20 protein-coding genes and 1 riboswitch are annotated in these 23,832 nt (G+C 63.2%); of the genes, 15 read left to right on the forward strand and 5 right to left on the reverse strand.

The features are described 5' to 3' along the window. The first annotated feature begins 2 nt into the window (after nt 1-2). Both JAO77_RS18215 and cbiB read left to right on the forward strand, forming a co-directional pair. Complete coding sequence (locus tag JAO77_RS18215; protein ID WP_198991850.1) at nt 3-1,031, forward strand: pyridoxal phosphate-dependent aminotransferase; 1,029 nt, start codon at nt 3-5, stop codon at nt 1,029-1,031. Further along, nucleotides 1,010-1,966 carry an adenosylcobinamide-phosphate synthase CbiB gene (gene cbiB / locus JAO77_RS18220; protein ID WP_198991851.1) on the forward strand — a complete coding sequence of 319 codons (957 nt, stop codon included), beginning with the start codon at nt 1,010-1,012 and terminating at the stop codon, nt 1,964-1,966. The genes JAO77_RS18215 and cbiB overlap by 22 nt, the downstream gene beginning before the upstream one ends. On the opposite strand, the gene JAO77_RS18225 is transcribed toward cbiB, so the two are convergent. Then, nucleotides 1,928-3,280 carry a cobyrinic acid a,c-diamide synthase CobB gene (locus tag JAO77_RS18225; RefSeq protein WP_198991853.1) on the reverse strand — a complete coding sequence of 451 codons (1,353 nt, stop codon included), beginning with the start codon at nt 3,278-3,280 and terminating at the stop codon, nt 1,928-1,930. The two genes, cbiB and JAO77_RS18225, sit on opposite strands and share 39 nt — an antisense overlap. On the opposite strand from JAO77_RS18225, the gene JAO77_RS18230 reads away from it, so the two are divergent. The 11 genes from JAO77_RS18230 to JAO77_RS18280 all read left to right on the forward strand — a co-directional run bounded on the left by JAO77_RS18230 (nt 3,279) and on the right by JAO77_RS18280 (nt 14,715). Continuing rightward, complete coding sequence (locus tag JAO77_RS18230) at nt 3,279-3,908, forward strand: AAA family ATPase (RefSeq protein WP_198991859.1); 630 nt, start codon at nt 3,279-3,281, stop codon at nt 3,906-3,908. The two genes, JAO77_RS18225 and JAO77_RS18230, sit on opposite strands and share 2 nt — an antisense overlap. Nucleotides 3,909-3,948: 40 nt before the next feature. Beyond that, nucleotides 3,949-4,154: riboswitch (cobalamin riboswitch) on the forward strand. A gap of 30 nt (nt 4,155-4,184) precedes the next feature. After that, complete coding sequence (locus tag JAO77_RS18235) at nt 4,185-5,432, forward strand: ABC transporter substrate-binding protein (RefSeq protein WP_198991866.1); 1,248 nt, start codon at nt 4,185-4,187, stop codon at nt 5,430-5,432. Further along, a complete protein-coding gene (locus JAO77_RS18240; RefSeq protein WP_370550236.1) occupies nt 5,429-6,514 on the forward strand; it encodes a FecCD family ABC transporter permease in 1,086 nt (361 codons plus the stop codon). Before JAO77_RS18235 ends, JAO77_RS18240 begins: the two co-directional genes overlap by 4 nt. Then, nucleotides 6,514-7,566: an ABC transporter ATP-binding protein gene (locus tag JAO77_RS18245; RefSeq protein WP_198991867.1), complete on the forward strand. Its 1,053-nt coding sequence runs from the start codon at nt 6,514-6,516 to the stop codon at nt 7,564-7,566. Before JAO77_RS18240 ends, JAO77_RS18245 begins: the two co-directional genes overlap by 1 nt. A 64-nt stretch (nt 7,567-7,630) precedes the next feature. Next, nucleotides 7,631-9,853, forward strand: coding sequence for a TonB-dependent receptor (locus JAO77_RS18250; RefSeq protein ID WP_198991869.1), 2,223 nt, complete (start codon nt 7,631-7,633; stop codon nt 9,851-9,853). Then, entirely contained in the window at nt 9,853-10,359 is a 507-nt protein-coding gene (locus JAO77_RS18255) for a bifunctional adenosylcobinamide kinase/adenosylcobinamide-phosphate guanylyltransferase (protein WP_213019432.1), read from the forward strand. The genes JAO77_RS18250 and JAO77_RS18255 overlap by 1 nt, the downstream gene beginning before the upstream one ends. Nucleotides 10,360-10,516: 157 nt before the next feature. Beyond that, nucleotides 10,517-11,128, forward strand: coding sequence for a cob(I)yrinic acid a,c-diamide adenosyltransferase (locus tag JAO77_RS18260; protein WP_198991876.1), 612 nt, complete (start codon nt 10,517-10,519; stop codon nt 11,126-11,128). Continuing rightward, entirely contained in the window at nt 11,125-12,180 is a 1,056-nt protein-coding gene (cobT, locus tag JAO77_RS18265; RefSeq protein WP_198991877.1) for a nicotinate-nucleotide--dimethylbenzimidazole phosphoribosyltransferase, read from the forward strand. The genes JAO77_RS18260 and cobT overlap by 4 nt, the downstream gene beginning before the upstream one ends. A gap of 8 nt (nt 12,181-12,188) precedes the next feature. After that, nucleotides 12,189-12,971 carry an adenosylcobinamide-GDP ribazoletransferase gene (locus JAO77_RS18270; protein WP_198991878.1) on the forward strand — a complete coding sequence of 261 codons (783 nt, stop codon included), beginning with the start codon at nt 12,189-12,191 and terminating at the stop codon, nt 12,969-12,971. Further along, entirely contained in the window at nt 12,956-13,513 is a 558-nt protein-coding gene (cobC, locus tag JAO77_RS18275; RefSeq protein ID WP_198991879.1) for an alpha-ribazole phosphatase, read from the forward strand. The genes JAO77_RS18270 and cobC overlap by 16 nt, the downstream gene beginning before the upstream one ends. Before the next feature lie 107 nt (nt 13,514-13,620). Then, nucleotides 13,621-14,715 carry an acyltransferase family protein gene (locus tag JAO77_RS18280; RefSeq protein ID WP_198991880.1) on the forward strand — a complete coding sequence of 365 codons (1,095 nt, stop codon included), beginning with the start codon at nt 13,621-13,623 and terminating at the stop codon, nt 14,713-14,715. 188 nt (nt 14,716-14,903) lie between these two features. On the opposite strand, the gene lysA is transcribed toward JAO77_RS18280, so the two are convergent. The 3 genes from lysA to JAO77_RS18295 form a co-directional block, all read right to left on the reverse strand. Next, nucleotides 14,904-16,112: a diaminopimelate decarboxylase gene (lysA, locus tag JAO77_RS18285; protein WP_198991881.1), complete on the reverse strand. Its 1,209-nt coding sequence runs from the start codon at nt 16,110-16,112 to the stop codon at nt 14,904-14,906. Between the two features lie 105 nt (nt 16,113-16,217). Next, nucleotides 16,218-18,062, reverse strand: a complete 1,845-nt coding sequence (locus JAO77_RS18290; RefSeq protein ID WP_198991882.1) for an amino acid permease — start codon at nt 18,060-18,062, stop codon at nt 16,218-16,220. A 37-nt stretch (nt 18,063-18,099) separates the two neighbouring features. Further along, nucleotides 18,100-19,935, reverse strand: a complete 1,836-nt coding sequence (locus JAO77_RS18295; protein WP_198991883.1) for an ATP-binding protein — start codon at nt 19,933-19,935, stop codon at nt 18,100-18,102. Nucleotides 19,936-20,551: 616 nt separating this feature from the next. Here JAO77_RS18295 and JAO77_RS18300 point away from each other — a divergent pair. Then, nucleotides 20,552-21,352, forward strand: coding sequence for a helix-turn-helix domain-containing protein (locus JAO77_RS18300; protein ID WP_370550237.1), 801 nt, complete (start codon nt 20,552-20,554; stop codon nt 21,350-21,352). A gap of 116 nt (nt 21,353-21,468) precedes the next feature. Continuing rightward, nucleotides 21,469-22,440 (forward strand): alpha/beta hydrolase family protein, encoded by a 972-nt coding sequence (locus JAO77_RS18305; RefSeq protein ID WP_198991884.1) that lies wholly within the window; start codon nt 21,469-21,471, stop codon nt 22,438-22,440. 304 nt (nt 22,441-22,744) lie between these two features. On the opposite strand, the gene JAO77_RS18310 is transcribed toward JAO77_RS18305, so the two are convergent. Then, a complete protein-coding gene (locus JAO77_RS18310; protein WP_198991885.1) occupies nt 22,745-23,755 on the reverse strand; it encodes an SDR family oxidoreductase in 1,011 nt (336 codons plus the stop codon). Nucleotides 23,756-23,832 lie beyond the last annotated feature (77 nt).

Here is a 23,832-nt window from a genome sequence, read left to right on the forward strand (position 1 = left end):
CCATGCTCCACGGCCACGGCGACGACGGCTACCGCCACGCCTCCCCCATCCGCGCCGATTTTAGCACTAACGTGTGGTACGGCGGCCCCCCAGAAGGCCTGCAAGAATACGTATTCAGCGAGTGGCCCAGCGTGAGCCGCTACCCTGAGGTGCTGGCCGAAAGCCTGGCTGCCCGCATCGCGGCGCACCACGGCGTGGCACCCGCGCAAGTGCTCGTAAGCAGTGGCACCACCGAGAGTATCTACCTGGTGGCGCAGGCTTGGGCGGGGCGGCGCAGTACGGTGCTCACGCCCGCCTTTGCCGAGTACGAAGACGCCTGCCGGCTGCACGGCCACGCGCTGCATTTTTTGCCTTGGGAGGACCTAGGCGCCAACCAGGCACTGGCCAGCGACCTGGTATTTATCTGCAACCCCAACAACCCCACTGGCAGCGTACTGGCGCCCAACCTGCTGCCGGCTTTGCTGGCGCAAAACCCGGCCACCGTGTTTGTGCTAGATGAGGCGTTTATCGAGTTCACCATTAGCATCGAGTCGGCCATCCCGCTGTTGGCAACATTCGATAACCTCTTGATAATGCGTTCGCTCACGAAGGCCTACGCTATTCCGGGCCTGCGCCTAGGGTACGTGGTGGCCTCGGCGGCGCTGGTGGCGCAGCTCAGTCGCCACAAGGCGCCGTGGGCGGTGAATGCGCTGGCCGTGGCAGCAGGCCACTACCTTTTCGAAAACTATGCGCAGGTGCAACTACCCCTCGCCCAGCTACTGGCCGAGAAAGCGGCCCTAGTAGCCGCGCTAACGCAAAACCCTGGCTTCGACATGTTGCCCAGCCACACCCATTATTTCCTGGCGCGCACGCGGCGCGGCACGGCCGCCGAGCTCAAGCACTGGCTGCTAGACCAGCACGGCCTGCTGATTCGCAACGCCAGCAATTTTCGAGGGCTAACGCCGGCGTACTTCCGCATCGGCACGCGCAGCCCCGCCGACAACCAACTTCTCCTTACCGCCCTCGCCGCATGGACCGCTTTACCCGCCTAGCCGCGCCCCTGGCCCTGGGCTACGCCCTCGACCTGTGGCTGGCCGACCCCGAAGGCTGGCCTCACCCCGTGCGCACTTATGGTGCCCTCATCGCCGCCGGCGAGCGGCACCTCAACCTCGGGCCGCACCGCTTTGCCAAAGGCGCTGGGCTGGCCGCCGGACTGGTGGGCGGCACATTTTTGACTTTTAAGCTGCTGCACAAGCTATTGCGGCGCCTGCCACCGGGCTGGGCCATGGCTGCCGATACCGTGTGGGTTTTCTACGGGCTGGCCAATACAGGCCTGGTGCGTGAGGGCCGGGCGGTATTTGCGGTGCTGGATGGTGAAGGCTTGGCGGCCGGCCGCCAGCAGTTGGCCCGCATTGTGGGGCGCGACACGGCCCGGCTCGATGCCCAGCAGATTCGCACAGCCGTGCTCGAAAGCTTGGCCGAAAACCTGAGCGATGGCGTGGTGGCCCCGCTCTGCGCCTACGCCCTAAGTGGTGTGCCGGGGCTTATGGCTTACAAAATGGTCAATACCCTCGACTCGATGGTGGGCTACCGCAGCCCGCGCTACGAGCAGTTTGGCAAGTTTGCGGCGCGCCTCGACGACGTAGCCAATCTGCTGCCCGCCCGCCTCACGGCCGGGCTGCTGGCGGCGCTGGGCGGCAGCGGGCGCGCGTTTCAGTTTATCGGGCGGTTTGGCAATCAGCACAAAAGCCCCAACGCCGGCTACCCCGAAGCGGCCCTGGCTGGCGTGCTCAACTGCCGCTTTGGGGGCCCCAACTACTACCACGGCCAGCTCGTGCCCAAGCCCTATATCGGCGACAATCCCCGCCCCATCGGCCCCACCGAAATTGAGCGGGTGGCCCGCCTCAACCACGCCGTGTGTGCGGTGGTAGTAGCTGGCATTATGGGGCTATTCTGGCTGCGCCACCGGCGCCGGGCCGGCGAGTAGCGCTTCGATAAACGCCAAGTTCTCACCCCAGTACAGGTGCACGTAGGACGCCCACACGTTGCCCTGCCGGTAAAGCGGGGCGGGCACGGGCACGCTCTTGGCATTGGTGACCAGCGCCGGGGCGGGCGTCAGGCCATAGTCGGCGAGCTGGGAGTAGTGAAACTCGTGCCCCTTGACCGTCAAGCCATTCCAAGCCACCGTGCGGTAGCCGAGTGTCAGCTTAGCCCCTGCCATTGAGGTAGTGCAGGGCAGGGCGCCGACCATGGCGAAGCTTTGGCCCTGGGCATCGAGCAGGTGCTGCCCTAGGTACATCAGGCCGCCGCACTCGGCGTAGGCTAGGCCGCCCCCGGCGCAGTAGGCCGCGATGCTGGCGCGCATGGCTTCGTTAGCGCTGAGGGCTTCGGCAAACAGCTCGGGGTAGCCGCCGGGCAGGTATAGAAAATCGGTGCCGGGGGGTAGCGCCGCGTTGGCCAGCGGACTGAAGTACGTGACCTCGCCCAGGCGGGCCAGGGCCAGTAGATTTTGGTGGTAAGTGAAGGTGAAAGCCGCGTCTTGGGCCACCGCAATGTGCCGCGGGGCGGAGCCGGCCGCCGCGGTTGGATGCGGCGCGGACGCCGCTGGGGCGGCCGTGCGCGTCACGGCTAGTAGGCGGTCGAGGTCCACGGTTTGGGGCAGCGCATCGGCCAGGGCCTCCACAATGGCTTCGTACTGAATGGCCGTGTCAATCGACAGCCCTAGGTGGCGCGAAGGGATGACAAACGACGGATTATTAGGCAAGTATCCCAGCGGCTCCACGCCCACATCCTCGCACGCTTCGCGCAAGAAATGGTAGTGCGAGGCCGTATTTACGAAGTTGAAAATGGCCCCAACCAGTCGAATGCCAGGGTAGAAGTTCTTGAACCCAAACAGCAACGGGGCCACCGAGTAGGCCATGGCCTTGGCATTAACGACCAGAATGACCGGAATGCCAAGCTGCTCGGCCACGTCGGCGGTGCTGCCGCGCATGCGGTCGGCTCCGTCAAAAAGGCCCATTACGCCCTCTACTACCGCCACATCGGCCGCGGCCAGGGCGTCCGCATACGTGGCCTGGGCGTGGCCCACCGACGCCATAAACAAGTCGAGGTTGAGGCTAGGGCGTCCGGCCGCCTGCGTGTGGTGGTGGGTGTCGAGGTAGTCGGGGCCGCACTTGAAGGGCTGCACCACGAGCCCGCGCCGGGCCAGGGCCCGCAGCAGGCCCAGCGTGAGCGTGGTTTTGCCGCTGCCGCTGCTGGGCGCGGCGAGCAAAAACTGAGGTTTTTCGGGGGTAGAAGGCATGAAAAGGCGAAAAGACGCGAGCTTTGCGGGCGCGTTGGTGCCGGGTAGCGGCTTGCTGCTAGCTAGGCCCGGCGCTGGTTTTTTAGGTTATTACATGGCCCTCTACGTGATTTCGGGCGGCCCTGGGGCCGGCAAAACTACGCTGCTAGCGGCCCTGCGCCAGGCGGGCTTCGTAGGCGTGGCCGAGGTTTCGCGCGCACTCATTCAAGAGCAGGTGGCCCTAGGTAGTGGGCTGGTGCCGTGGCTCGACCTAGGCGGCTTTGCCGAGCTGGCGCAGGCGCGCATGGTAGCCCAGCACGTGGCAGCCAGCCAGCACGCCGGCCCCGTTTTCTTCGACCGGGGCCTGCCCGACCTACTCGCCTACTTGGAAGTGTCGGGCCAGCCGGTGCCCGCGGCCACCCGCGCGGCCGTGGCGGCCCACCCCTACCAAAGCCCGGTTTTTCTGGCCCCGCCCTGGCCCGACATCTACGTGAATGACGCCGAGCGCTGGCAGACCTTTGCCGAAGCCGAGGCGCTGTACCAGGCCCTGCGCCGTACCTACCTAGCCCTGGGCTACCCGGTGCTCGACCTCCCCAAAGCCTCCGTAGCGGAGCGCGTGGCCTTCGTGCGAGCGGTGGTAGGGACCTAGGCGGGCCGGCCGCATAAGCGGCGCTTCGCAATCCGGGCCTACCTTTGCCCCAGCAAATGGTCGTGGCTTCCGCGGTGCGGGGCCGCGTGAAAAGGGAATCCGGTGTAAATCCGGGACAGTCTCCGCTGCTGTAACCCCCTCCACCAAACCGACTGATACCTAGGCGCCACTGTTTCCGGTATAGGAAATGGGAAGGCCATCAGCTGGCGGGGAAGTCAGAAGACCTGCCATTTACTACATACAGTCCTGGCCTTCGGTAGAAAGGCTCGTCGTACTATGCCCCACTCCTTGCTACCCACTGGCCAGACCGGTGGCGTACCGCCGTTTTTTTCGTTTCGCCGGAGCTTCGCGCTCGCGGCCTTGCTGCTTAGCTCGTTGGCTAGCGCGGGGCAGGTGGCAGCCCCTAGGGCTACCGCGCCCAAGCCCGCCACGCCGCGCGTTGTGCTTTCCAAGCCTGCTGCCACCACCGTGCGGGGCCGTACCACGGTCGACTTTGCCAAGGGCTTCACTATCAGCTACGTGCCGGGGGGCAAGGTGGTCACCATCCTGAGCCCGTTTGAGCAGAAAACTACCGCCACGCGCTACCTGCTGGTACCGCGCGGGGCCACCCGCCCCAAGGGCTACGCCGACGCCATCGTGATAGAAACGCCTCTGCGCACGCTGGTAGGCTTGTCGTCGATGCACGTGGCATTGGTCGATTTTTTGGGGGCGGCCGATGTGCTGGTGGGCCTAGGTAGCTTCAAATACGCCTCGGCTCCGCGGGTGCGGCAACGTATTGCAGCGGGCAAAATTATAGAGGCCGGCCAGGGCAAGGAACTTAATAACGAGCAGCTTATTGCCCAGCACCCCGACCTGGTGATGGCTACCGGCTGGCCCGGCGAGGGCCTCACGCGCTACCAGACGCTGCAAGCCGCCGGGGTACCCGTGATGATTAATTCGGAATGGGTGGAATCGACCCCGCTAGGCCGCGCCGAGTGGGTGAAGGTAATGGCCGCCCTGCTCGACAAAGAAGACCTCGTAAACCAGAAGTTTGGGCAGGTAGTGCGCGAGTACCAGCGGCTGACCGCCCTAGGCCGCCGGACCACCAAAAAGCCGCGCGTGATAGTGGGCCTGCCGTTCAAGGACGTGTGGCACGTGCCCGATGCCGACAGCTACATGGCGCAGTTTCTGCGCGATGCGGGCACCACCTACCAGTGGGATAAAACTAAATCGCCGCAGGGCAGCCTGGCGCTCTCCTTCGAGGCCGTAGCCCCGGTAGCCCTCACCGCCGACTACTGGCTGCAAACCGGCACGGCCAACACCAAGGCCGACATCGTGGCCCAGGATGCCCGCTACGCCGCGTTTGCGCCCTTCAAGACCGGCCGGCTTTACAACAACAACCGCCGCACCAACGCCCAGGGCTCCAATGACTACTGGGAGTCGGGGGCGGTGCGGCCCGACCTAGTGCTGTCCGACTTAATTAAGATTCTACACCCCGAGCTGTTGCCCACCTGGCAGCTGTACTACTACCAGCAAGTCAAGTGAGGCCCGCTCAACATTCGGCCGCGCCCGCCTCGCTGGCGGCGGGCCCGCGGCGCCCGGCCTGGCTGCTGGCCCTGGCGGGGCTGGTGCTGCTGGGCTTCGTGCTCGACATTGCCTTAGGGCCGGTGCGCATTCCGGTGCTGGCGGTAGTGAAGATTCTGCTCGGCCAACCCACCGACAATCCGGCCTGGGCGTTTATCGTGCGTGAAATTCGCCTGCCCAAAGCCCTTACAGCCCTAGCCGTGGGCAGTGGCTTGGCCGTGAGCGGCTTGCAGATGCAAACGCTCTTTCGCAACCCACTGGCAGGGCCTTCGGCGCTGGGCCTCACGGCGGGCGCGGGCCTAGGGGTGGCCGTAGTGATGCTGGCCGGCGGCAGTGTGGCCAACGGCTTCGCCATCCGGGCGCTGGGGCTGGCCGGCAGCTGGACGCTGGTGCTGGCCGCCACCACCGGCGCGGGCTTAGTAATGGCGCTGGTGCTGGCCCTTTCGGCGCGGGTGCGCGATAACGTGGTACTGCTCATTGTGGGGCTGATGCTGGCGAGCGTGACCGGGGCCATCGTTAGCCTGTGGCAGTATTTCAGCGCCCCCGAGCAGATTCAGGAATATTTGCTCTGGACGTTTGGCTCGCTGGGCGGCGTGGTGGGTAGTCACCTAGCCGTGCTGGCGGCCGTGGTGGGCGTGGGCCTGGTGCTGGCGTTTGCCTCGGCTAAGCCGCTAAATGCGTTGCTCCTAGGTGAGAACTACGCCCGCAGTATGGGTCTCACGGTGGGGCGTTCGCGCACGCTCATCATCGCTAGCACGAGCTTGCTGGCGGGGGCCATCACGGCCTTTTGCGGGCCGATTGGCTTTGTGGGCATTGCCGTGCCGCACCTCACGCGGGCGCTGCTGCGCACCGCCGACCACCGCCTGCTGCTACCCGGCGCCTGCCTGGGCGGGGCGGCCCTCACGCTGGCCTGCGATTGCGTGGCCCAGCTGCCCGGCAGCCAAACCTCACTGCCCCTGAGCGTGGTAACCTCGCTGCTGGGCGCCCCGGTAGTGCTGTGGGTAGTGCTGCGCCGCCAAAACATTCGCTCCTCCCTCACCTAATGGCTCTCCCCTCCCCCGCGCCGCTGCTCACCGCCGCCGACCTAGTGGTGGGCTACGCCGCCAAAAAAACGCCCCACCCGGTAGCCGGGCCCTTGCAGCTAGCCCTGTGGCCCGGCGAACTGGTGTGCCTACTGGGTCCCAACGGGGCCGGCAAGTCGACGCTGCTGCGCACACTGGCCGGCTTGCAGCCCGCCCTAGGTGGCCAGCTCGCAGTGGGCGGCGTCTCACTAGCCGACCTAAAGGCGCCCGAGCGGGCGCGCCAGCTCAGCATCGTGCTCACCGACCGCATCGACGCCGGCAACCTCACCGTGCGCGAGTTGGTGCGCCTAGGTCGCCACCCCCACACGGGCTGGCTAGGTGGCCTTTCGGCCCACGACGAGGCGCAGGTGCAAGCCGCCCTAGAAGCCACCGGTACTGCGGCTTTTGCGCCACGCCCGGTGGGCGAGCTCAGCGATGGCGAGCGCCAGAAGGTGCTGCTGGCCCGCGCCCTGGCCCAGGATACGCCCGTGGTGCTGCTCGACGAGCCCACCGCCCACCTCGACCTACCCAACCGCGTGGCGCTCATGCGCTTGCTACACCGCCTGGCCCGCCAAACCGGCAAGGCCATTCTGCTCTCGACCCACGAGCTCGACCTGGCCCTGCAAGCCGCCGACCGCGTGTGGCTGCTGCCCGCCACTGGGGCACTGCGCACCGGCACACCCGAAGACCTCGTGCTCAGCGGCGACTTTGCAGCGGCGTTTGTGCACGAGGGGCTGGCCTTCGATGCAGCCACCGGCACCTTCGCCCTGCACGCGCCCACCGGCCCGGCCGTGCAATTGGTGGGCGATGGCGCCGCCGCCTTCTGGACGCGCCGGGCGCTGGAGCGCGAAGGCTTTGTGCCCACTACTGGGCCGGCTGACCTGCACGTGACGGTGCCCCCCGGCAGTCCGGCCACCTGGCTTAGCCAAGCAGCGGGCCAGCTACCCCAAGCCCATACTACAGTAGAAGAGCTGCTGCGCGCATTGCGCCAAACAGCGGATGCTCAAGCAGCTGCCTCCGGCACTAGCCACTGACCTTTTTCACGCCAACGCTACTGCCGCCACTCCTTCATGCTGCTTTTCACCAGATAGAAAATTTATGAACCCACATTTTCCCCAATCGCGCACAGAAGCCCGCCGTCTCGAAATTCAGCTAGCGCTAGCTACGCTGCTAGCCGCGGGGAGCGTGCGCGGAGCGCAGGCCCAGGTGGTGGCCGACACGCTCAAGCAGCAGGACCTGAGCGAGGTAGTAGTGACGGCCACCCGCTCGGCTTCCGAGCGCAGCCGCGTGCCGCAGCAGATTCAGGTTATCAGCCAGCGAGATATCCGGGCCACGCCCAACCAGGAGTTTACCGACGTGCTGAAGAAGAATGCCTCGGTGGACATCATCCAATACCCCGGCCTGCTGGCGGGGGTTGGCATTCGCGGATTTCGGCCCCAAACCAGCGGCCTCAATCAGCGCACCCTGCTACTGGTAGACGGCCGCCCGGCCGGCACCAGCAACCTGGCTACCCTCGACCTAGGTAGCGTGGAGCGGGTAGAAGTGCTCAAGGGCCCAGCCTCGGCGCTCTACGGCTCGCAGGCCATGGGCGGAGTCGTAAACGTGATTACGCGCCACTCGCGCGGACCGGTGCGCTCGACACTATTCACCGAGTACGGTAACTACCAAACGTTTAAGTTTGGTGGCACTACGGGCGGTAACCTGACCAAAAACCTCGATTTTGACTTGTCACTGTCGATGTTTGACCGCGCCCAAGACTACAAGCTGGGCCAGGGCGGCATCTTCCGCCGCTGGCTCAAGGGCGACTACGCCACTAAAACTTACGCCGATGGCACCACTCTCACCACAGACGACGCCCGCGCCGACGACCAGCGCCGCAGCTCGACCAAGCTCAACTACTACGCCGGGGCGCTGCGCCTAGGCTACCAGCTCGGCGACCACTGGCATGTGGACCTACGCGGCGAGCGTTTTGTGGCTCGCAACGTGCAGTCGCCCAACGATATCTTTTACGGCGACCTAGGAAACACCACCAAGGACATCGAGCGCCAAAACCTCGACCTGAGCGCCACCGGCAACTACGCCAACCACCAGCTGTTTGTGCGCGGCTATACCTCAAAGGAAGCCAACAACAACAACACCCTCTACAACGGCAACACAGCCATCGCGCCCTATCGCTCGTTTCAGAGCCAGTACCTCTGGAAAGGCATCCAGGTAAAGGACGTTATCAAGCTGGGTAGCCAGCGCATCACAGTGGGTATGGACCATAACGAAGCTACCAGCAACTCGCTACGCTTCAATGCCGCCGGAGCTAATATCACGCCCTATAACCCTAACTACGAGCTGAATACGACGGGCATCTACGCCCAAGGTCAACTAAGCTTCCTGGCTGACCGGCTTATCGTGACGCCCGGCGTGCGCTACGACTTCATCACCTACAACGTGAAGGCGACCGACCTGCTCACCACCTTCAACCCCGGCAAAACTACTAATCCCTTCTTCAGCCCCAGCCTAGGGGCGCAGTTTGAGCTGGTGCAGGGCCTGCGGGCACACGCCACCATCGGCCGCGCCTACGTCACGCCCGACGCATACAACGTGGCTGGCTACTCGCAAACCACGCCCAACGCTAACCGACAAGTGTCTATCACGCAAGGCAATGCAGACCTCAAGAATGAGAGCAGCGTGACCTGGGATGCTGGCCTGCGCTATGGCCTGCCCACCAGTGGCTTCTCGGCCGACGTGACGTTCTTCTCGACCCAGGTGCAAAATCGCATCACGACCCGCACCACCAACCCGGCCAACGAAACCACGCCCGAGGGCTACCGCATAGCCTCGCGCACCACCTACGTGAACGCCAATGATAGCCGCATCCGCGGCCTCGAAGCCGAGGCGGGCTACGACTTCGGCGCGCTCACCAATAACCGCTATTCGCTGCGCGTATTTGCGGGCGGCACGAGCATTTTCAAGGCTGAGGACGTAACTAATAACCTAGACGGCTCGCAGACCAACCGCGCTATTTTTAACGTGGCCAAGCTGAGCGGCAACTATGGCGTGGCCTACGCCAGCACCCACAACGGCCTGAGCGCCCGCCTGGCCGGCCACTACGTGGGCCGCCGCCAGGACACGGACTTCACGGACGTGCGCTCGCCCCAAATCGAGTATCCGCGCTACATGACCCTGGACTTTTCGGCGGGCTACACCTTTGCTGGCAAGCACACTATCTCAGTGCTGGTGAACAACCTGACCGACGAGAACTACTACGAGAAGCGAGGTTACAACCTAACGGGCCGCAACATTTCGGGCCGCTATAGCATCACGTTCTAATGGTGCTCTACTACATCTCCGGCGGGCAGCGCTCGGGCAAGAGCCGCTACGCCCAAGACCTAGCCCTGCAGCTCAGCCCGAGCCCCGTGTACCTGGCTACCTCGCGGGCCTGGGACGACGACCACCGCCAGCGTATAGCCCGGCACGTGGCCGACCGCGATGCCCGCTGGACCACCCTAGAGGAGGAAAAATACCTCAGTCGCCTCGACCTAGGGGGCCGCGTAGTAGTGCTGGATTGCGTGACGCTCTGGCTCACCAACTTCTTTATCGACGCCAACTACGAGGTCGAAACCGCCCTGGCGCAGGCGCAGGCCGAGTTCGACAAGCTTCTCACTCAGGACTGCACGCTGCTGGTCATTTCCAACGAAATAGGTATGGGCCTGCACGCCACTACCGAGGCCGGCCGCAAGTTTACCGACCTGCAAGGCTGGCTTAATCAGTACATTGCCCAACGGGCCGACCACGCCATTTTCATGGTGTCGGGGCTCCCGCTGACGGTTAAATAGTTCTTTTTTCCTGAGTTGAAAACGTCTGTCATGCTGAACGCAGTGAAGCATCTCGCGTGGTGCAGTAATCAATGTGTTAGCAACCAAGCGAGCAAGATGCTTCACTGCGTTCAGCATGACAGACGTTTTTATTTCTCACGCATTTAATCAATAGTTTATGAAAATCTACACTAAGAAAGGCGACGCCGGCACCACCGGCCTGTTTGGCGGCTCGCGCGTTTCCAAAAATGACGTGCGCGTGGAGTGCTTCGGCACCCTCGACGAGGTCAATTCAACCCTAGGGCTGCTGCGGGTGAAGCTGGGCACCGACCACGCCTGGCAGTCCAAGCTGCACAAGATTCAGAAGGACATGATGGATATGATGTCGCACCTGGCACGCCCATCCGACGCCAAAAAAATCAACACTAACCCCATGCCGACCGATGGGGCGCAGTTTTGCGAGGAGTGGATTGACGAGCTGGAAGGCGCCATGAAAACGGCCTCCGACTACTTCCTGCTGCCGGGCGGCAACGAGGTATCGGCCCTATGCCACGTGGTGCGCACCCAAATGCGCCGCGGCGAGCGCCGCCTCGTAAGCCTGATGGCCGTGGATACCGTGGACCCCGCCATTCCGGCCTACATCAACCGTTTGTCGGACTTGTTTTTCACCCTGGCCCGCGCCGAGATGGACCAGGCCGGCGTGGCCGAAGAAAAGTGGCAGCTATTTCTTTACAAGCGCTTTAAGAAAGCCGACGAGCCCGCCGCCCCCACCGAGCCCACCGCCGAATGAATTGGAATATCACGCCGCCCGACCCCGCGCTAGCTGCTGCTATCGCCCACAAGATTGACACCAAAACCAAGCCACTGGGGGCCCTAGGTCAGCTCGAAAGCCTGGCCCAGCAAGTAGCCCTGGTGCAGCAGACGCTGACCCCTGAGCTGCGCCGGCCGCACGTATTGATATTCGCCGCCGACCATGGCATTGCCCAATCCGGCGTCAGCCAGTACCCGCCTGAAGTCACGCACCAGATGGTGCGCAATTTCGCCAGCGGCGGGGCCGCCATCAACGTGTTTTGCCGCCAGAACGAGCTGGGCCTGACCATCGTGGATGCGGGCGTGCGCGGCAGCCTGGCCGACCTGCCCGCCGTGCGCCACGAGAAGCTAGCGGAGGGCACCCAAAACTTTGCCCACGCCCCAGCCATGACCGCCGCCCAGTGCGCCGACGCCCTAGGGTGCGGTGCCCGGCTAGTCGACGAGCTGCACGCCGCTGGCTGCAACGTACTGGGCCTAGGTGAGATGGGCATTGGCAACACCGCCTCGGCTGCCGTGCTCATGCACCTGCTCACGGGCCGGCCGCTGGCTGAGTGCGTGGGGCGCGGCACCGGCCTCGACGCGGCGGGCGTAGCCCGCAAGCTGGCCATCCTGACGCAGGCCGTGGCGGCCCACCCGACGCTAGACCCCGCCGACCCGCTGGCGGTACTGGCCACTTTTGGGGGCTTCGAAATAGCGCAGCTGTGCGGGGCGATGCTACGCGCCGCCGAGCGGCAGATGCTGCTGCTCATCGACGGGTTTATCGCTTCGGCGGCGCTGCTGGTGGCGGCCCGGCTGGCCCCGGCCGTGCTCGACTACTGCGTATTCTGCCACGAATCGGGCGAGCAGGGACACCGCCTGCTACTGGCCGAGCTGGGGGGGCAGCCCCTCTTGCGCCTAGGGCTGCGCCTGGGCGAGGGCACGGGCTGCGCCCTGGCTTACCCGCTGGTGCAGGCCGCCGTCAATTTTCTCACTGAAATGGCGTCCTTTGCCAGCGCCGGCGTAAGCGACGACTCCGGCACCCAGGCTTCTTAGTTACGTGCATGCGCACCCACCTTCGTTTGCTGCTGCTTGCAGTGCAGTTTTATACCCGCCTGCCGGTGCCTTCCTGGGTCGGCTACTCCGACGAGCTGCTCAACAAAGCCACGGTGTATTTTCCGCTGGTGGGCTGGCTGGTGGGCGGCGTGGCGGCTGGGGTTTTTGCGGGGGCAAGCTTCCTGTTTCGCAGCGCCGACGTGGCCCTACTGCTGAGCATGGTGGCGAGCATCTTGCTCACCGGCGCGTTTCACGAAGACGGTTTTGCTGACGTGTGCGACGGCTTTGGCGGCGGCTGGACGCAGGATAAAATCTTGGCCATTATGAAAGATAGCCGCCTGGGCACCTACGGCGCCACGGGCCTGGGGCTACTGCTGGCTGGCAAGTTTTTGGTTTTGCGCGGGCTGCCAGCGGCGGCCGTGGCGCCGGCCCTGCTGGTTGCCCACCCCCTTAGCCGGGCCACGGCGCTGACTTGCATTTTCAGCCACCGCTACGCCCGTGCCAACGAGGACAGCAAGGCCAAGCCCGTCGCCAAAAAGATGCGGCTGAGGGAGCTGGCCGCCGGCCTGATACTAGGCGCCCTGCCGCTGCTAGCCTACGCGGCGTGGTTGCACCGGCCAGGTGTGCTGCTGGTGGTGCTGCCACTGGCGGCCGTCAAGACCATCCTGGCCCGCTACTTTCAGCGCTGGATTGGCGGCTACACCGGCGACTGCCTAGGGGCCATTCAGCAGGTGGCCGAGGTGAGCTGCTACCTTTTTTTATTAGCTGGTTTTGCATGGAAATTTATTTGATTCGCCACACGGCCGTGCAGGCGCCCGGCATTTGCTACGGCCACTACGACGTGCCCCTGGCCGACACCTTTGCTGCCGAAGTAGCCCAGCTGCACCCCAAGCTGCCTCCGCCGCCCTACCGGGTGTTTAGCAGTCCCGCCCTGCGCTGCCAAGCCCTGGCCGAAACCGTAGCCACCGAGATAACACCCGACGAGCGGCTGCGCGAAATGAACTTTGGCACCTGGGAAAACCGCCTGTGGGCCGAGCTGCCTTCTGCCGAAACCGCCCCCTGGATGGCCGACTACGTGACGCTGGCGCCGTCCCAGGGCGAGACCTTCGGGGCAGTGCAGCAGCGCGCCGCCGCTTTTCTCGACGAGCTAGCGGCTACTGCTTCGGAGGAGCCTACGCTTGTTTTCACGCACGGCGGCACCATCCGAGCACTCGTGTGCCACTGCTTGGAAATACCGCTGCGCAATGCCTTCCGCATGCAAATAGACTATGCTTCCGTAACCAAGCTCCAGCTGCAGCACGGGCGCTGGCAGTTGGTATTTCTCAATAAGTAGCTTGTTGTGGCTGCGGAGTTTATGCAGCCCTAGGTAGCGCTGCACATGGCAGGTGGCCGGTTAGCTCAAGCATAGTGGTATTCAAGTACCCATCCTTTCTTTGCTTCATGAGCCCATCACCCGTTGCCACTGCTGCCGCACCTGTTACTACGGCCACACCGCACTACGTTGTCTTGGATGGCTTGCGGGGGCTGGCGGCCCTGGCCGTGGTGGTGTTCCACTTCATGGAGTTTGTGGTGCCTGACTACACGCGCAGCTTCATCGCCCATGCTTACTTGGCCGTTGATTTTTTCTTCTGCCTCTCGGGCTTTGTCATCGGCAGTGCCTATGATACCAAGCTGGCGCGCATCGGCGTGGGCGCCTTTCTCCTGCGCCGGCTTGTGCGCTTGCACCCGCTAGTGCTGGTGGGCTCGGTGCTGGGTCTGATTACGTTTGTGGGCGACCCCTTCAGCCACCTCTACGCCACCTACGGGCCTGGGCTCACGGCGCGCATGTTTCTGTCCTCGTCTCTGCTGGTGCCCTATCCGCTGGTGCACGAGCGCTATTTCAACCTGTTTCATCTCAACCCGCCTACCTGGTCGCTGTTCTGGGAGTACGTGGCCAATCTGCTTTATGCCGTTTGGCTGGTGCACGTGCGCCCCACTACGCTCTGGCTGCTGCTGGCCGTGGCCGCGGGGGCGTTGTGCTACGAGGCCTACCACGTGGGCAACCTAGCGGTAGGGTTTGACGGCAACACGTTTGGGGGCGGCGCCGTGCGGATGGCGGCTTCTTTCCTGCTCGGCTTGGCTCTGTACCGGGCGGGCGCCATCCTGCCCACGCGCCTAGGCTTTCCGGCCCTAGGTGCACTGTTGCTGCTGGCTTTTGTCATGCCCTTCGTGCCGACGGCCAACTGGCTGCTCGAGCCCGTTGTGGTTTTGCTCTATTTTCCGGTGCTGGTGGCCCTAGGGGCCGGGGCCCAGGTATCGGCACGGTGGGCCGCCGTCTGCCACTGGAGCGGCGAGCTTTCGTACCCGCTCTACATGGTTCACTACCCGTTTTTGTGGCTCTATCTAAGCTACCTCGAAAACGTAAAGACGTCGTTTCTGACCCGGGTGCTGTGGATTCCGGGGGGTACCTTGCTTTTGCTGCTGCTGGCCTACCTAGTGTTGGTGGGAGTTGATGCACCCATTCGCCGGTATCTGCGCCAGTACCTACCCCGCTAGCCGTTCTTCTTCTAAGTGCTTAAGTGCTGATATTACTATAACACCTGTCATGCAGAGCGCAGCGAAGCATCTCGCGTGGCGCAGTAATTAATAATGTTCGCGGACGTTAGCAACGAAGCGAGCGAGATGCTTCGCTGCGCTCTGCATGACAGCCAGCGCGTGTCTAACGCATTAAAAATTGCCCATCCTTAAACCTGCCCAACCAGTAGGTCCTCGAAGGTTTGGCGGCGGCGGATGAGGCGAGGAGCCTCGTCACCGTCGAGCAGAACTTCAGCGGGGCGCAGGCGCGAGTTGAACGAGCTGCTCATCTCAAAGCCGTAGGCGCCAGCGTTGTGGAAGGCCAGGATGTCGCCTTCGCGCACCTCGGGCAGCAGGCGGTCCCAGGCAAAGGTGTCGGTTTCGCAGATGTTGCCCACTACTGTGTACAAGCGCTCGGGCCCATCGGGGTGCGAGAGGTTGGAGATGTAGTGATAGGCATCATACATCATGGGCCGGATGAGGTGGTTAAAGCCCGAGTTGACGCCCGCGAACACGGTAGCCGTGGTATGCTTCACGGTCGAAACCTCTACCAGCAGGTAGCCCGCCTCGCTCACCAGGTACTTGCCGGGCTCAAACCAGGCCTCCAGCGGCCGGCCGTATTCTTGCTCAAACTCCCGGAAAGCCGCGGCCACTTGCTGGCCTAGGCCAGCCACGTCGGTTTCGGGGCTGCTGGGCTGGTAGGGCACTTTAAAGCCCGAGCCTAGGTCTAAGAATTCAAGCTGCGGGAAACAACGCGCAGCGTCGAAGAGCATCGCCAGGGCTTGCAGAAAAACGCCGGCCTCCTTGATTTCGGAGCCTGTGTGCATATGCAAGCCGCGCACGTGCAGGCCGGTGCCCTTCACCACGCGTTCGAGGTGGCGCAGCTGGTGGATGCTGATGCCAAATTTGCTGTCGATGTGGCCGGTCGAAATTTTATAGTTGCCGCCTGCCTCAATATGCGGGTTTAGGCGCACGCACACGGGGTACGAGCCCCCAAACCTGGCCCCAAACTGCTCGAGCAGCGACAGGTTGTCGATGTTCAAGTTTACGCCCAGCTCCTTGGCCTCTACCAGTTCGCTGAAGGCGACGCTGTTGGGTGTGAACAAGATATTCTCGGGCTGGAAGCCTACATGCAGCCCGAGGCGCACCTCATTGATGCTCACGCAGTCGAGGCCCGCGCCCTCGGCAAGCAGCACCTTCAGCACGGCCACGTTGGTGAGGGCCTTGCAGGCGTAGAAGAAGCGCGTGGGGTGGCCGCTAAAGGCGGTAGTTAACTTCTGGTACTGGCGCCGAATGGTAGCGGCCTCGTACACGTAGAGTGGGGTGCCAAACTGCGCGGCGGCAGCCAGCAGGGCAGTAGCGGGAGCGATGAACGACATAAACGTCCGAGAAGTAGGAGTAGAAAAGGCGGCACCACAGCCAACCGTATTTCTGGTAAGTGAACTAGCCGACCGGCTCACCAGCCGGAGTTGTTTTGAATAAGCCTAGTGCCCTAGGTCATTGCCGAACGCTTTTCCCAACTCAGCACTACGCCGACGGCTCAGCTTGGAGTGCTTGTAGCCATAGCCAGCGTAGATAACCAGCCCAGTGAGCAGCCAGGCGAAAAACATAGTCCAGTTGCGGATGCCGAGCTGCGTCATCAGGCTTAGGTTGATGAGCAGGCCCAGCACCGGCAGCAGCGAAAGGCGCCGCCGAAAGGTGCTATAGGCCAGCGCCACCGCTAGCAAGCTCACTACTAGGTAAGGAATTTGGTGCACAAAGCCGCCGCTGAGGTGGCCCGCCGCGTCTTTGCGCAGCCAGCCGTGGGCCCCGCTTAGGTCAAGCCACAGCACCCGAATGCTTTCGGGACGGTACCAATACCCTAGCAGAGCCAGCCCCAGCAACAAGGCTGGCACCAGCCTGCGCCCATTGATATAGGGCACCGTGAAGCGGGCCGTAGACTTGCCGTAGGGGTCGAGAATGAGGATGCCTCCGCACACCAGGGCAAAGGCGAACAGCGTGCCGATACTGGTGAGGTCTACCACGAGGTCAATATTCAAAAACAGCGCAGGCACGCCCACAAAAATGCCCGTAATGATGGTACTGAACGAGGGTGTGTGCAGCCTAGGGTGCACCTTGGCAAACACGGGCGGCAGCAGTCCATCGCGGCTCATGGTGAGCCAGATGCGCGGCTGGCCCAGCTGAAACACCAGCAGTACAGAGGCCATGGCAAACACGGCACTCACAGCCACCAGGCCCGAAAGCCACCCGAGACCCACTTTAGCAAACACGAACGAAAGCGGGTCGCCCACGCCCAGCTCTTTGTAGCTCACCATACCGGTGAGCACCAGCGTAATAAGCACGTAGAGCACGGTGCAGATAATGAGCGCCCACATCATGGCCCTAGGCAGGTCGCGCTGCGGGTTTTTGCATTCCTCGGCCGTAGTCGAGATGGCATCAAAGCCGATGTAGGCAAAGAACACCGCCGACACGCCCTTGAGCACACCGCCCACGCCGTGCGGTGCAAAGGGCGACCAGTTGGCGGGCTTTACATATAACGCACCCACCAGAATGACAACGGCCACTACCGCTAGCTTCAAAGCAACCAGCAGGTTGCTAGCGTTCTTGCTTTCCTTAATGCCCGCATACACCAGCGCCGTGATGGCCGCGGTGATGAGAAAAGCTGGCAGGTCGACGACCAGCCGCCAGCCCCCCGGCAGCTCGGGGGCGCTAACCCAGGCCCGGTAAGCGTCGAGCTGCGCGGGCGCGGCAGCCGCGAGGGGCTGGCCGGCCCGCAGCAGCGCTTGCACTGCCTCGTACCCGGCGTGGGCGCTTTGAGTGCCCATCGTGAGCCAACGCGGCAGGTGCACCCCTACCCCATCGAGCAGGCCGGTGAAGTAATCGCTCCACGAAATGGCCACCACGATGTTGCCTAAGGTATACTCCATGATGAGCGCCCAGCCGATAACCCAGGCCGCGAGCTCGCCAAACGAGGCGTAGGCGTAGGTGTAGGCCGAGCCACTAACCGGAATGGTGGCCGCAAACTGCGCGTAGCACAACGCCGAGAAGGCGCAGGCTACAGCCGTAAACACGAACAGCAGCGCCACTGCCGGCCCACCATTTAGGCTAGCCTGCCCAATGGTACTAAAAATGCCCGCCCCGATAATGGCCGCAATGCCCAGCCCCGTGAGGTCGCGCACGGTGAGGTGGCGGGCTAGCGCGGAAGGTGCCGCTTGTGCCACAATAGGTTTGCGGCGAAGCCGCGGGAGAGCGGGCGGGCTACTTACCAGCGCGGGCACAGCGCTGGGCAACCTAGGCGCCACGATGGTACCAGACGGGTCGGGGGGCATGCGAAATTGATGCTAAAAAAGAAACAAGCGGACGCGCTTAGCTGGCGCTGACCGGCAGCGTGAGCGAGAAGGTACTGCCCTTGCCTGGGGTGCTTTCCACGGTTAATTGCCCGCCCTGGCTCACCATAAATTCGCGGGCAATGCTCAGGCCCAGGCCCGAGCCGCTTTGGGTCGGCAGCTGCGTGAAGCGCTGAAAAATGCGCTCTTGCATTTCTGGTGCGATGCCGGGCCCCTGGTCTTGCACGCTCACTTGCACGTGCTGGCCAGTGGGCAGCAGGCTGGCCCTGATGCTCACCGTGTCTTGCATCTGGGCATAGCGAATGGCATTGGCCAGCAGGCTTAGCAGCACCCAGGTAGTTTTTTCTACATCGGCGCGCACGGCGGGCAGCGTATCGGGCACTTGCACGTCGAGCACCAGGCGCTTGGGCTTGAACTGGGGCCGGATGGTATCGGTGACGAACTGCACGATTTCGTGCAGATACGCCGGCTGAAAATTGAGTTGAATGGTGCCTAGCTCCAGCTGCGACACATCGAGCAGCTCGTGCACCAGCTTAAGCAAGTGCTTGTTTTCGCGGCCGAGCGTGTAAATAATATTGTGCTGCTCGGCCGTGAGCGGGCCGGCTTTACTGTCCTGCAGCCGCTGCAGGCTCACCTGCATGAGCGAAAGAGGCCCCCGCAGCTCTTGCGATACGGTGGTCAGAAACCGCCACTTCACCTGGTCGAGCCGGCGGTATTCGGACACATCGCGTAGCGTAAGCACCGAGCCCACAAACTCAGGCTGCCGCGTAGCGTCGTTGACGCTCACTACCTCATTCACCAACAAGTGATAGTAGGCCTCGCCGCCTTCCTGGGGCAGGGTCAGCACCGGGGTTTCGTGGGCGCGCTGGGTTGCGGGCACTTCTAGGTGGCGCAGCATGCTGGCAAACAGCTCGTTTTGCGCGGCCAGCTCGGCGGCGGGGCGGCCCGTGAGCTGGCTAGCAGGCACGCCTAGCAACCGGCTGATAACGGGGTTGGCCACCAGAATGCGGTGCTTTTCATCGACTACCAGCAGGCCTTCGTCGAGGGCGTTGACCACGCTGGCCAGGCGGTTGCGCTCGGCCTTAAACTGCGCCACCGTGGAGGTGCGGTAGTCTTGTAGCTGCGCCAGCAGTTGGTTGAAGGCGCGAGCCACCTCGCCCAGCTCATCTTGCCCCCCGGCCGGGATGCTGCCGGTAAAATCCTGCTGGTTGGCTTTGCGGAGGCTAGCCAGTAGCTTGCGCAAGGGCGCCACGGCTGCCCTAGGTACCCTCACCACGAAGAAAAGCAGGAGCAGGCTGCTACCCGCTAGCAGGGCCCAGGTAGTGCGCCACACCTGAGCGGCGGTGTGGGCAGTGGCGGTGCTTTTGCGCGTGATAGCGGCCATGTTCAGCTGCACCATGCGGCTAGTTTGGGCGCGCAGCAGTTGGTGCTGGGGCAGCACGCGGGCAAAATAAACCGCGGGCGTAAGCGGCTGCGCCGAGCGCAGGTCGAGCAGCGTCTGATACGCGTGAAAGCTATGGATGAGAGAATCGACCACTGCCCGCTCGCCAAGCTCGGTGACGTTGCCAGCCTCACGCGCCAGGCTGCGCTGAAACTGCCAGAGGCTCCGGCGCACAGTAGCATCGTAGCCAGCCGGGGCCACCCCCGTGAGGTAGCGCTGCTGTTGGGCTGGGGTTAGCTGGTCGAGGGCGGCATAGAGCTGCTGCCCTAGCTGCACCGAGTAAAAGTTGGCTTGCAGCACCTGGGCCGCCGAGCGGTCGAGGCGCCGTAGCGCATATAGCGAATAAGTGCCTACCCCCAGCAGCAGCCCAAATACGGCTACTAAGGCAAGGGTAATCTTGGTTTTAAGCTTCATATAACACCCGTTGGAAAGCGCCCTAGCAACCCTTCGCGCCAGTGATGCGGGCAGGGTCACGGCCAAGGCCTCTCACTTGGCGCGCTACCGACCAAGGAGAGGCTAGCCGCAGTTCGGCCATATGCCGGACTACTTATAAAGGCTCGGGCCACTGAACTCAAAGCCGGTGCCAGGGCTAGCGCATCAATCAACCACACCCTACAATGCCTTATTAATCAACTTGCTATCCTACCAAGCAGACCTAAAGGCTACTAGTAGCCGGCGTGCCAGCTGCCTAGCGTTTTGCTAGCCCGTAGTGCATTTTGCTAGGCGAGCAGGTGGAGGTACCCACCTAGGCTGCCCCGAGGCACGAAGCAGCTGGCTAACCCCGCCCGAGACTAACGGGGCAACAGCAAGGCGCCGCCGACTAGAGCTGCTACGGCTACGGGAAGCGCCCCTGTCCGTGGGCTGATACGCTGGCCATCCGGCACCTAGGAGGTGGAGCGGCTGGCCGCACAGCGTAAAAATCCAGGTTTGATTATGTTACTTTTGTGACATGAGCATGCCCTCCGATTTAGTGCCCTCTGCGTTTACGAGTATAGCCTTGCCACTGCAAGGGTTCAAGGCTTACAGAGTGGTGTCGCCAGCCAACGCCCTGCCCAGCGCCGGCCGCCGCGATTTTTATAAACTCGTGCTCGCCACTGGGCAAATGACCGTTGGGCTCGGCGCAGAAACCACTGACCTCGACGGTACTTTTCTGCTGTGCATCAATCCGCTCGTGCCGCACTCGGTGGTGCACCACTCTGCGGCTAATAATGGGTATGCCTGCGTGTTTACCGAGGCCTTTGTGGCCAACCTCAAGCGCACCGAAAGGCTGCAATACTCACCACTGTTTCACGTGGGCGACTCGCCCATCATTCAGCTCACCAGCGAGCAGACGGAATTTATGGCGGGTCTGTTTCGGCAAATGCTGGCCGTGCAGCAAGATGAGTATAATTTTAAGGAAGAAGTAGTTAAGAATTGCTTAGCGCTTGTGCTGCACGAGGCCCTGCGCATACAGCCACCAGCCGAGGCCACCGAGCCGCCCAGCGCGGCGGTGCAGCTCACGCAGCGGTTCCTAGGGTTGCTAGAGCGGCAGTTTCCGCTCGAAAGCCTGGAGCAGCAGCTGGCACTGCGCACGGTCCAGGACTTTGCCAATCGCCTGGCGGTGCACGTCAACTACCTCAACCGCTGCGTGAAGGAAGCTACGGGCCGGCCCACCTCAGCCCACCTAGCCGAGCGCCTGGTGGCCGAGGCCCAGGCGCTGCTGCGCCATACCCGGTGGAGCGTCGCCGACATTGCTACTTGCTTGGGCTTCGCCTACCCTACTTATTTCAACAACTATTTTAAGCGGGAAACCGGCCAAACGCCTGCCACCTATCGTAAGCAGCAGGTTTGATAATCATACTTTTTTGGTTTGATTCTCATTAACCGTCGGCCACCGGGGGCGCGCAATTTTGCACCACCCAGCAGCTAGCCCTGGTAGGGCCACGCTAGCTAGGCGTACCTCTTCCCATGCCTACTTCTCAAGCTTCTGTGGCCCCGGCCACCGTTAAGCTCACTACCACCGTTCTCTCGCTCAGCCCGGTGGTGCTGGCCGCGCCAGGGCGGCCCGTCGATTTGCAGCTGCGCATCTCGCTGCCCCGCACCGGACGCGACTTGCCCATCCTGCTGCTTTCGCACGGCCACGGCTCCTCCAATTATCTTTCTTCGCTGGAAGGCTACGCCCCGCTGGCCAATTTCTGGGCCGCCAGCGGCTTCGTCGTCATTCAGCCCACACACCTCAGCTCCAAGACCTTGAGCCAAGACCCACGCGTGGTCAATGCGCCAAGTGCGCCATTTTTCTGGCGCTCGCGCCCGCAGGACATGAGCTATATTCTTGACCAGCTGCCCGCGCTGGAGGCCGCCGTGCCCGAGCTAACCGGGCGCCTCGACCACAGCCGGGTAGCAGTGGCCGGGCACTCATTGGGCGCGCACACGGCCGGCATGCTGCTGGGGGCGCAGCTCACCGACGAAGACGGTACCAAGGTGAGCCTGATGGATACGCGCATTAAGGCGGGGGTGCTGCTCACGCCGCCCGGCAACGGCGGCGCCGACCTCACCGCGGCGGGCGCCGAGCGCGTGCCTTTTTTTCGCCACCCCAGCTTTGCTGAGATGACGACCCCCACCCTAGTGGTGATGGGCGACGAGGACTTATCGCCCCACTTCACCGTGCGTGGCGCCGACTGGCACGCCGACCCGTACTACCTGAGTACCGGCCCCAAGTGCTTGCTGACGGTGCTGGGCAGTGGGCACCTACTAGGTGGCATTTCGGGCTACGATGCGGCCGAAACGACCGACGAGAACCCCGCGCGGGTGGCGCTGGTGCAGCACCTCACCTGGGCCTACCTGCGCACCGCGCTCTACCCCGAAGACCCAGCCTGGCCCGATGCCTGTGCCCAGCTGCAACACGCCTCGCCAGCCCTGGGCCGGGTCGAGTGCAAGTAAGCAGCTGGCTAGCTAGCTGGGCCCCTAGGTGCTTGCACCACGCCATTTTCAGGCACAGGGCTTGCGGTGGCGCGCCGAAAGGCAGTACAGACGAGCAGTTCTAACTCTGCTCTTAAAGCACTCGCCCACGTAAGTGGGGCCTGGCTATTGCTTTGGCCCCACTTGCGTGGGCGATGTTACGCGTGGTACATATATAGCAGCTAGCGCCAGTGGGCACAGCAAGCAGGAGCGTGCTTCCGTTTTGTAGTAGCTCTCATGCGACCCAGCACCTAGGGCTTTGGCTGTAGGCACTGCTAGCCAAAAGCTACTTACGCTGCTGAAGAAGCGCCGTGGCTACCAGCCCCAGCCCCGCTACGGCCGCTAGGGCCAGCAGGGGGCGCTCCTGGGCCTTTACGTAAAGGCTGCCCGAGCGAAACCAGCCGTGGTGCGTGCCATGCTCATGCAGGCCGTAGCCTGGTTCGTATAGGGCGTTGTCGTCGCGGCTGCGCGAGGGGCGCTCGTCGTGCTGCGAAGGGTACATCCACAGCTCCATTACCTTATCAGTCAGGCTCGGGAAGATGGGCGCGAGCACGGCAAACGCCTTCGCCTGAAAGCCCACGTACATATCGCGTTTGGGGTAGGCAGCGGCAAAGAGGATAGCCTCGCCCACCGCCTCGGGCGGATACACCATGCCGCGGTGCGAGGGCTGCTTGTCGAGGTAGCTGCGCGCGTGCTCGTTGTAGGGCGTATCGATGCGGCCGGGGTGCACAAGCGTCACCGACACGGGCGCGTCTTCCTTTTCCAGCTCCATGCGCAGGGCCCCAGTCCAGCCGTGCAGCGCGTGCTTGGCCGAGGCGTAGGTCGACTGCACCGGCGTAGGCCAATCGCCAAACAAACTGCCTACGTTGACGAGCGCCCCTGCCTGGCCGCGCTCCTTAAAGTGTTGCACCGCCGCCCGCGAGCCGTAGACCTGGCCCCAAAATACCGTGTCGAACATGTGCCGCATGTCCGGAATCGACACTTCTGTGGTACTGCCGAAGATGGACACGCCAGCGTTGTTTACCCACGTGTCGAAGGTGCCAAACTCGGCGATGGCCGCCGCTGCCAAGTGGTTGACCGCCTCTTCGCTACTGACATCAGTAGGCACGGCAATAGCCTGGCCGCCCTGGCTGCGAATTTCCTCGGCTAGCTGCTGCAGGGCATCGGCATTGCGAGCAGCCAGCACGAGTTTGGCACCGCGCTCGGCCGCTAGGCGGGCTGTCACCAGCCCAATGCCGCTGGAAGCGCCCGTCAGCACGATAACCTGCTGGTCGAGCGGTTTAAGAGATAGCTTCATACAAAAACTGAAAAAAAGTATGGTTGCCCGCCTACCGTGGCTGATGGCCCACCTAGGGCAGCGCGGCGGCACGGCGG

Origin of the sequence: Hymenobacter sp. BT559 (assembly GCF_016427535.1) — a bacterium.
GTDB lineage: Bacteria > Bacteroidota > Bacteroidia > Cytophagales > Hymenobacteraceae > Hymenobacter.

Excerpts from the sequence above, each read along its gene's own strand:
- JAO77_RS18245 (WP_198991867.1), top strand. The coding sequence starts at position 6,514 with ATGGCTCTCCCCTCCCCCGCGCCGCTGCTCACCGCCGCCGACCTAGTG.
- JAO77_RS18280 (WP_198991880.1), top strand. The coding sequence starts at position 13,621 with ATGAGCCCATCACCCGTTGCCACTGCTGCCGCACCTGTTACTACGGCC.
- JAO77_RS18230 (WP_198991859.1), top strand. The coding sequence starts at position 3,279 with ATGAAAAGGCGAAAAGACGCGAGCTTTGCGGGCGCGTTGGTGCCGGGT.
- cobT (WP_198991877.1), top strand. The coding sequence starts at position 11,125 with ATGAATTGGAATATCACGCCGCCCGACCCCGCGCTAGCTGCTGCTATC.
- JAO77_RS18225 (WP_198991853.1), bottom strand. The coding sequence starts at position 3,280 with ATGCCTTCTACCCCCGAAAAACCTCAGTTTTTGCTCGCCGCGCCCAGC.
- cbiB (WP_198991851.1), top strand. The coding sequence starts at position 1,010 with ATGGACCGCTTTACCCGCCTAGCCGCGCCCCTGGCCCTGGGCTACGCC.
- JAO77_RS18215 (WP_198991850.1), top strand. The coding sequence starts at position 3 with ATGCTCCACGGCCACGGCGACGACGGCTACCGCCACGCCTCCCCCATC.
- JAO77_RS18270 (WP_198991878.1), top strand. The coding sequence starts at position 12,189 with ATGCGCACCCACCTTCGTTTGCTGCTGCTTGCAGTGCAGTTTTATACC.
- JAO77_RS18305 (WP_198991884.1), top strand. The coding sequence starts at position 21,469 with ATGCCTACTTCTCAAGCTTCTGTGGCCCCGGCCACCGTTAAGCTCACT.
- JAO77_RS18295 (WP_198991883.1), bottom strand. The coding sequence starts at position 19,935 with ATGAAGCTTAAAACCAAGATTACCCTTGCCTTAGTAGCCGTATTTGGG.
- JAO77_RS18255 (WP_213019432.1), top strand. The coding sequence starts at position 9,853 with ATGGTGCTCTACTACATCTCCGGCGGGCAGCGCTCGGGCAAGAGCCGC.
- cobC (WP_198991879.1), top strand. The coding sequence starts at position 12,956 with ATGGAAATTTATTTGATTCGCCACACGGCCGTGCAGGCGCCCGGCATT.
- JAO77_RS18310 (WP_198991885.1), bottom strand. The coding sequence starts at position 23,755 with ATGAAGCTATCTCTTAAACCGCTCGACCAGCAGGTTATCGTGCTGACG.
- JAO77_RS18235 (WP_198991866.1), top strand. The coding sequence starts at position 4,185 with ATGCCCCACTCCTTGCTACCCACTGGCCAGACCGGTGGCGTACCGCCG.
- JAO77_RS18250 (WP_198991869.1), top strand. The coding sequence starts at position 7,631 with ATGAACCCACATTTTCCCCAATCGCGCACAGAAGCCCGCCGTCTCGAA.
- JAO77_RS18290 (WP_198991882.1), bottom strand. The coding sequence starts at position 18,062 with ATGCCCCCCGACCCGTCTGGTACCATCGTGGCGCCTAGGTTGCCCAGC.
- lysA (WP_198991881.1), bottom strand. The coding sequence starts at position 16,112 with ATGTCGTTCATCGCTCCCGCTACTGCCCTGCTGGCTGCCGCCGCGCAG.
- JAO77_RS18260 (WP_198991876.1), top strand. The coding sequence starts at position 10,517 with ATGAAAATCTACACTAAGAAAGGCGACGCCGGCACCACCGGCCTGTTT.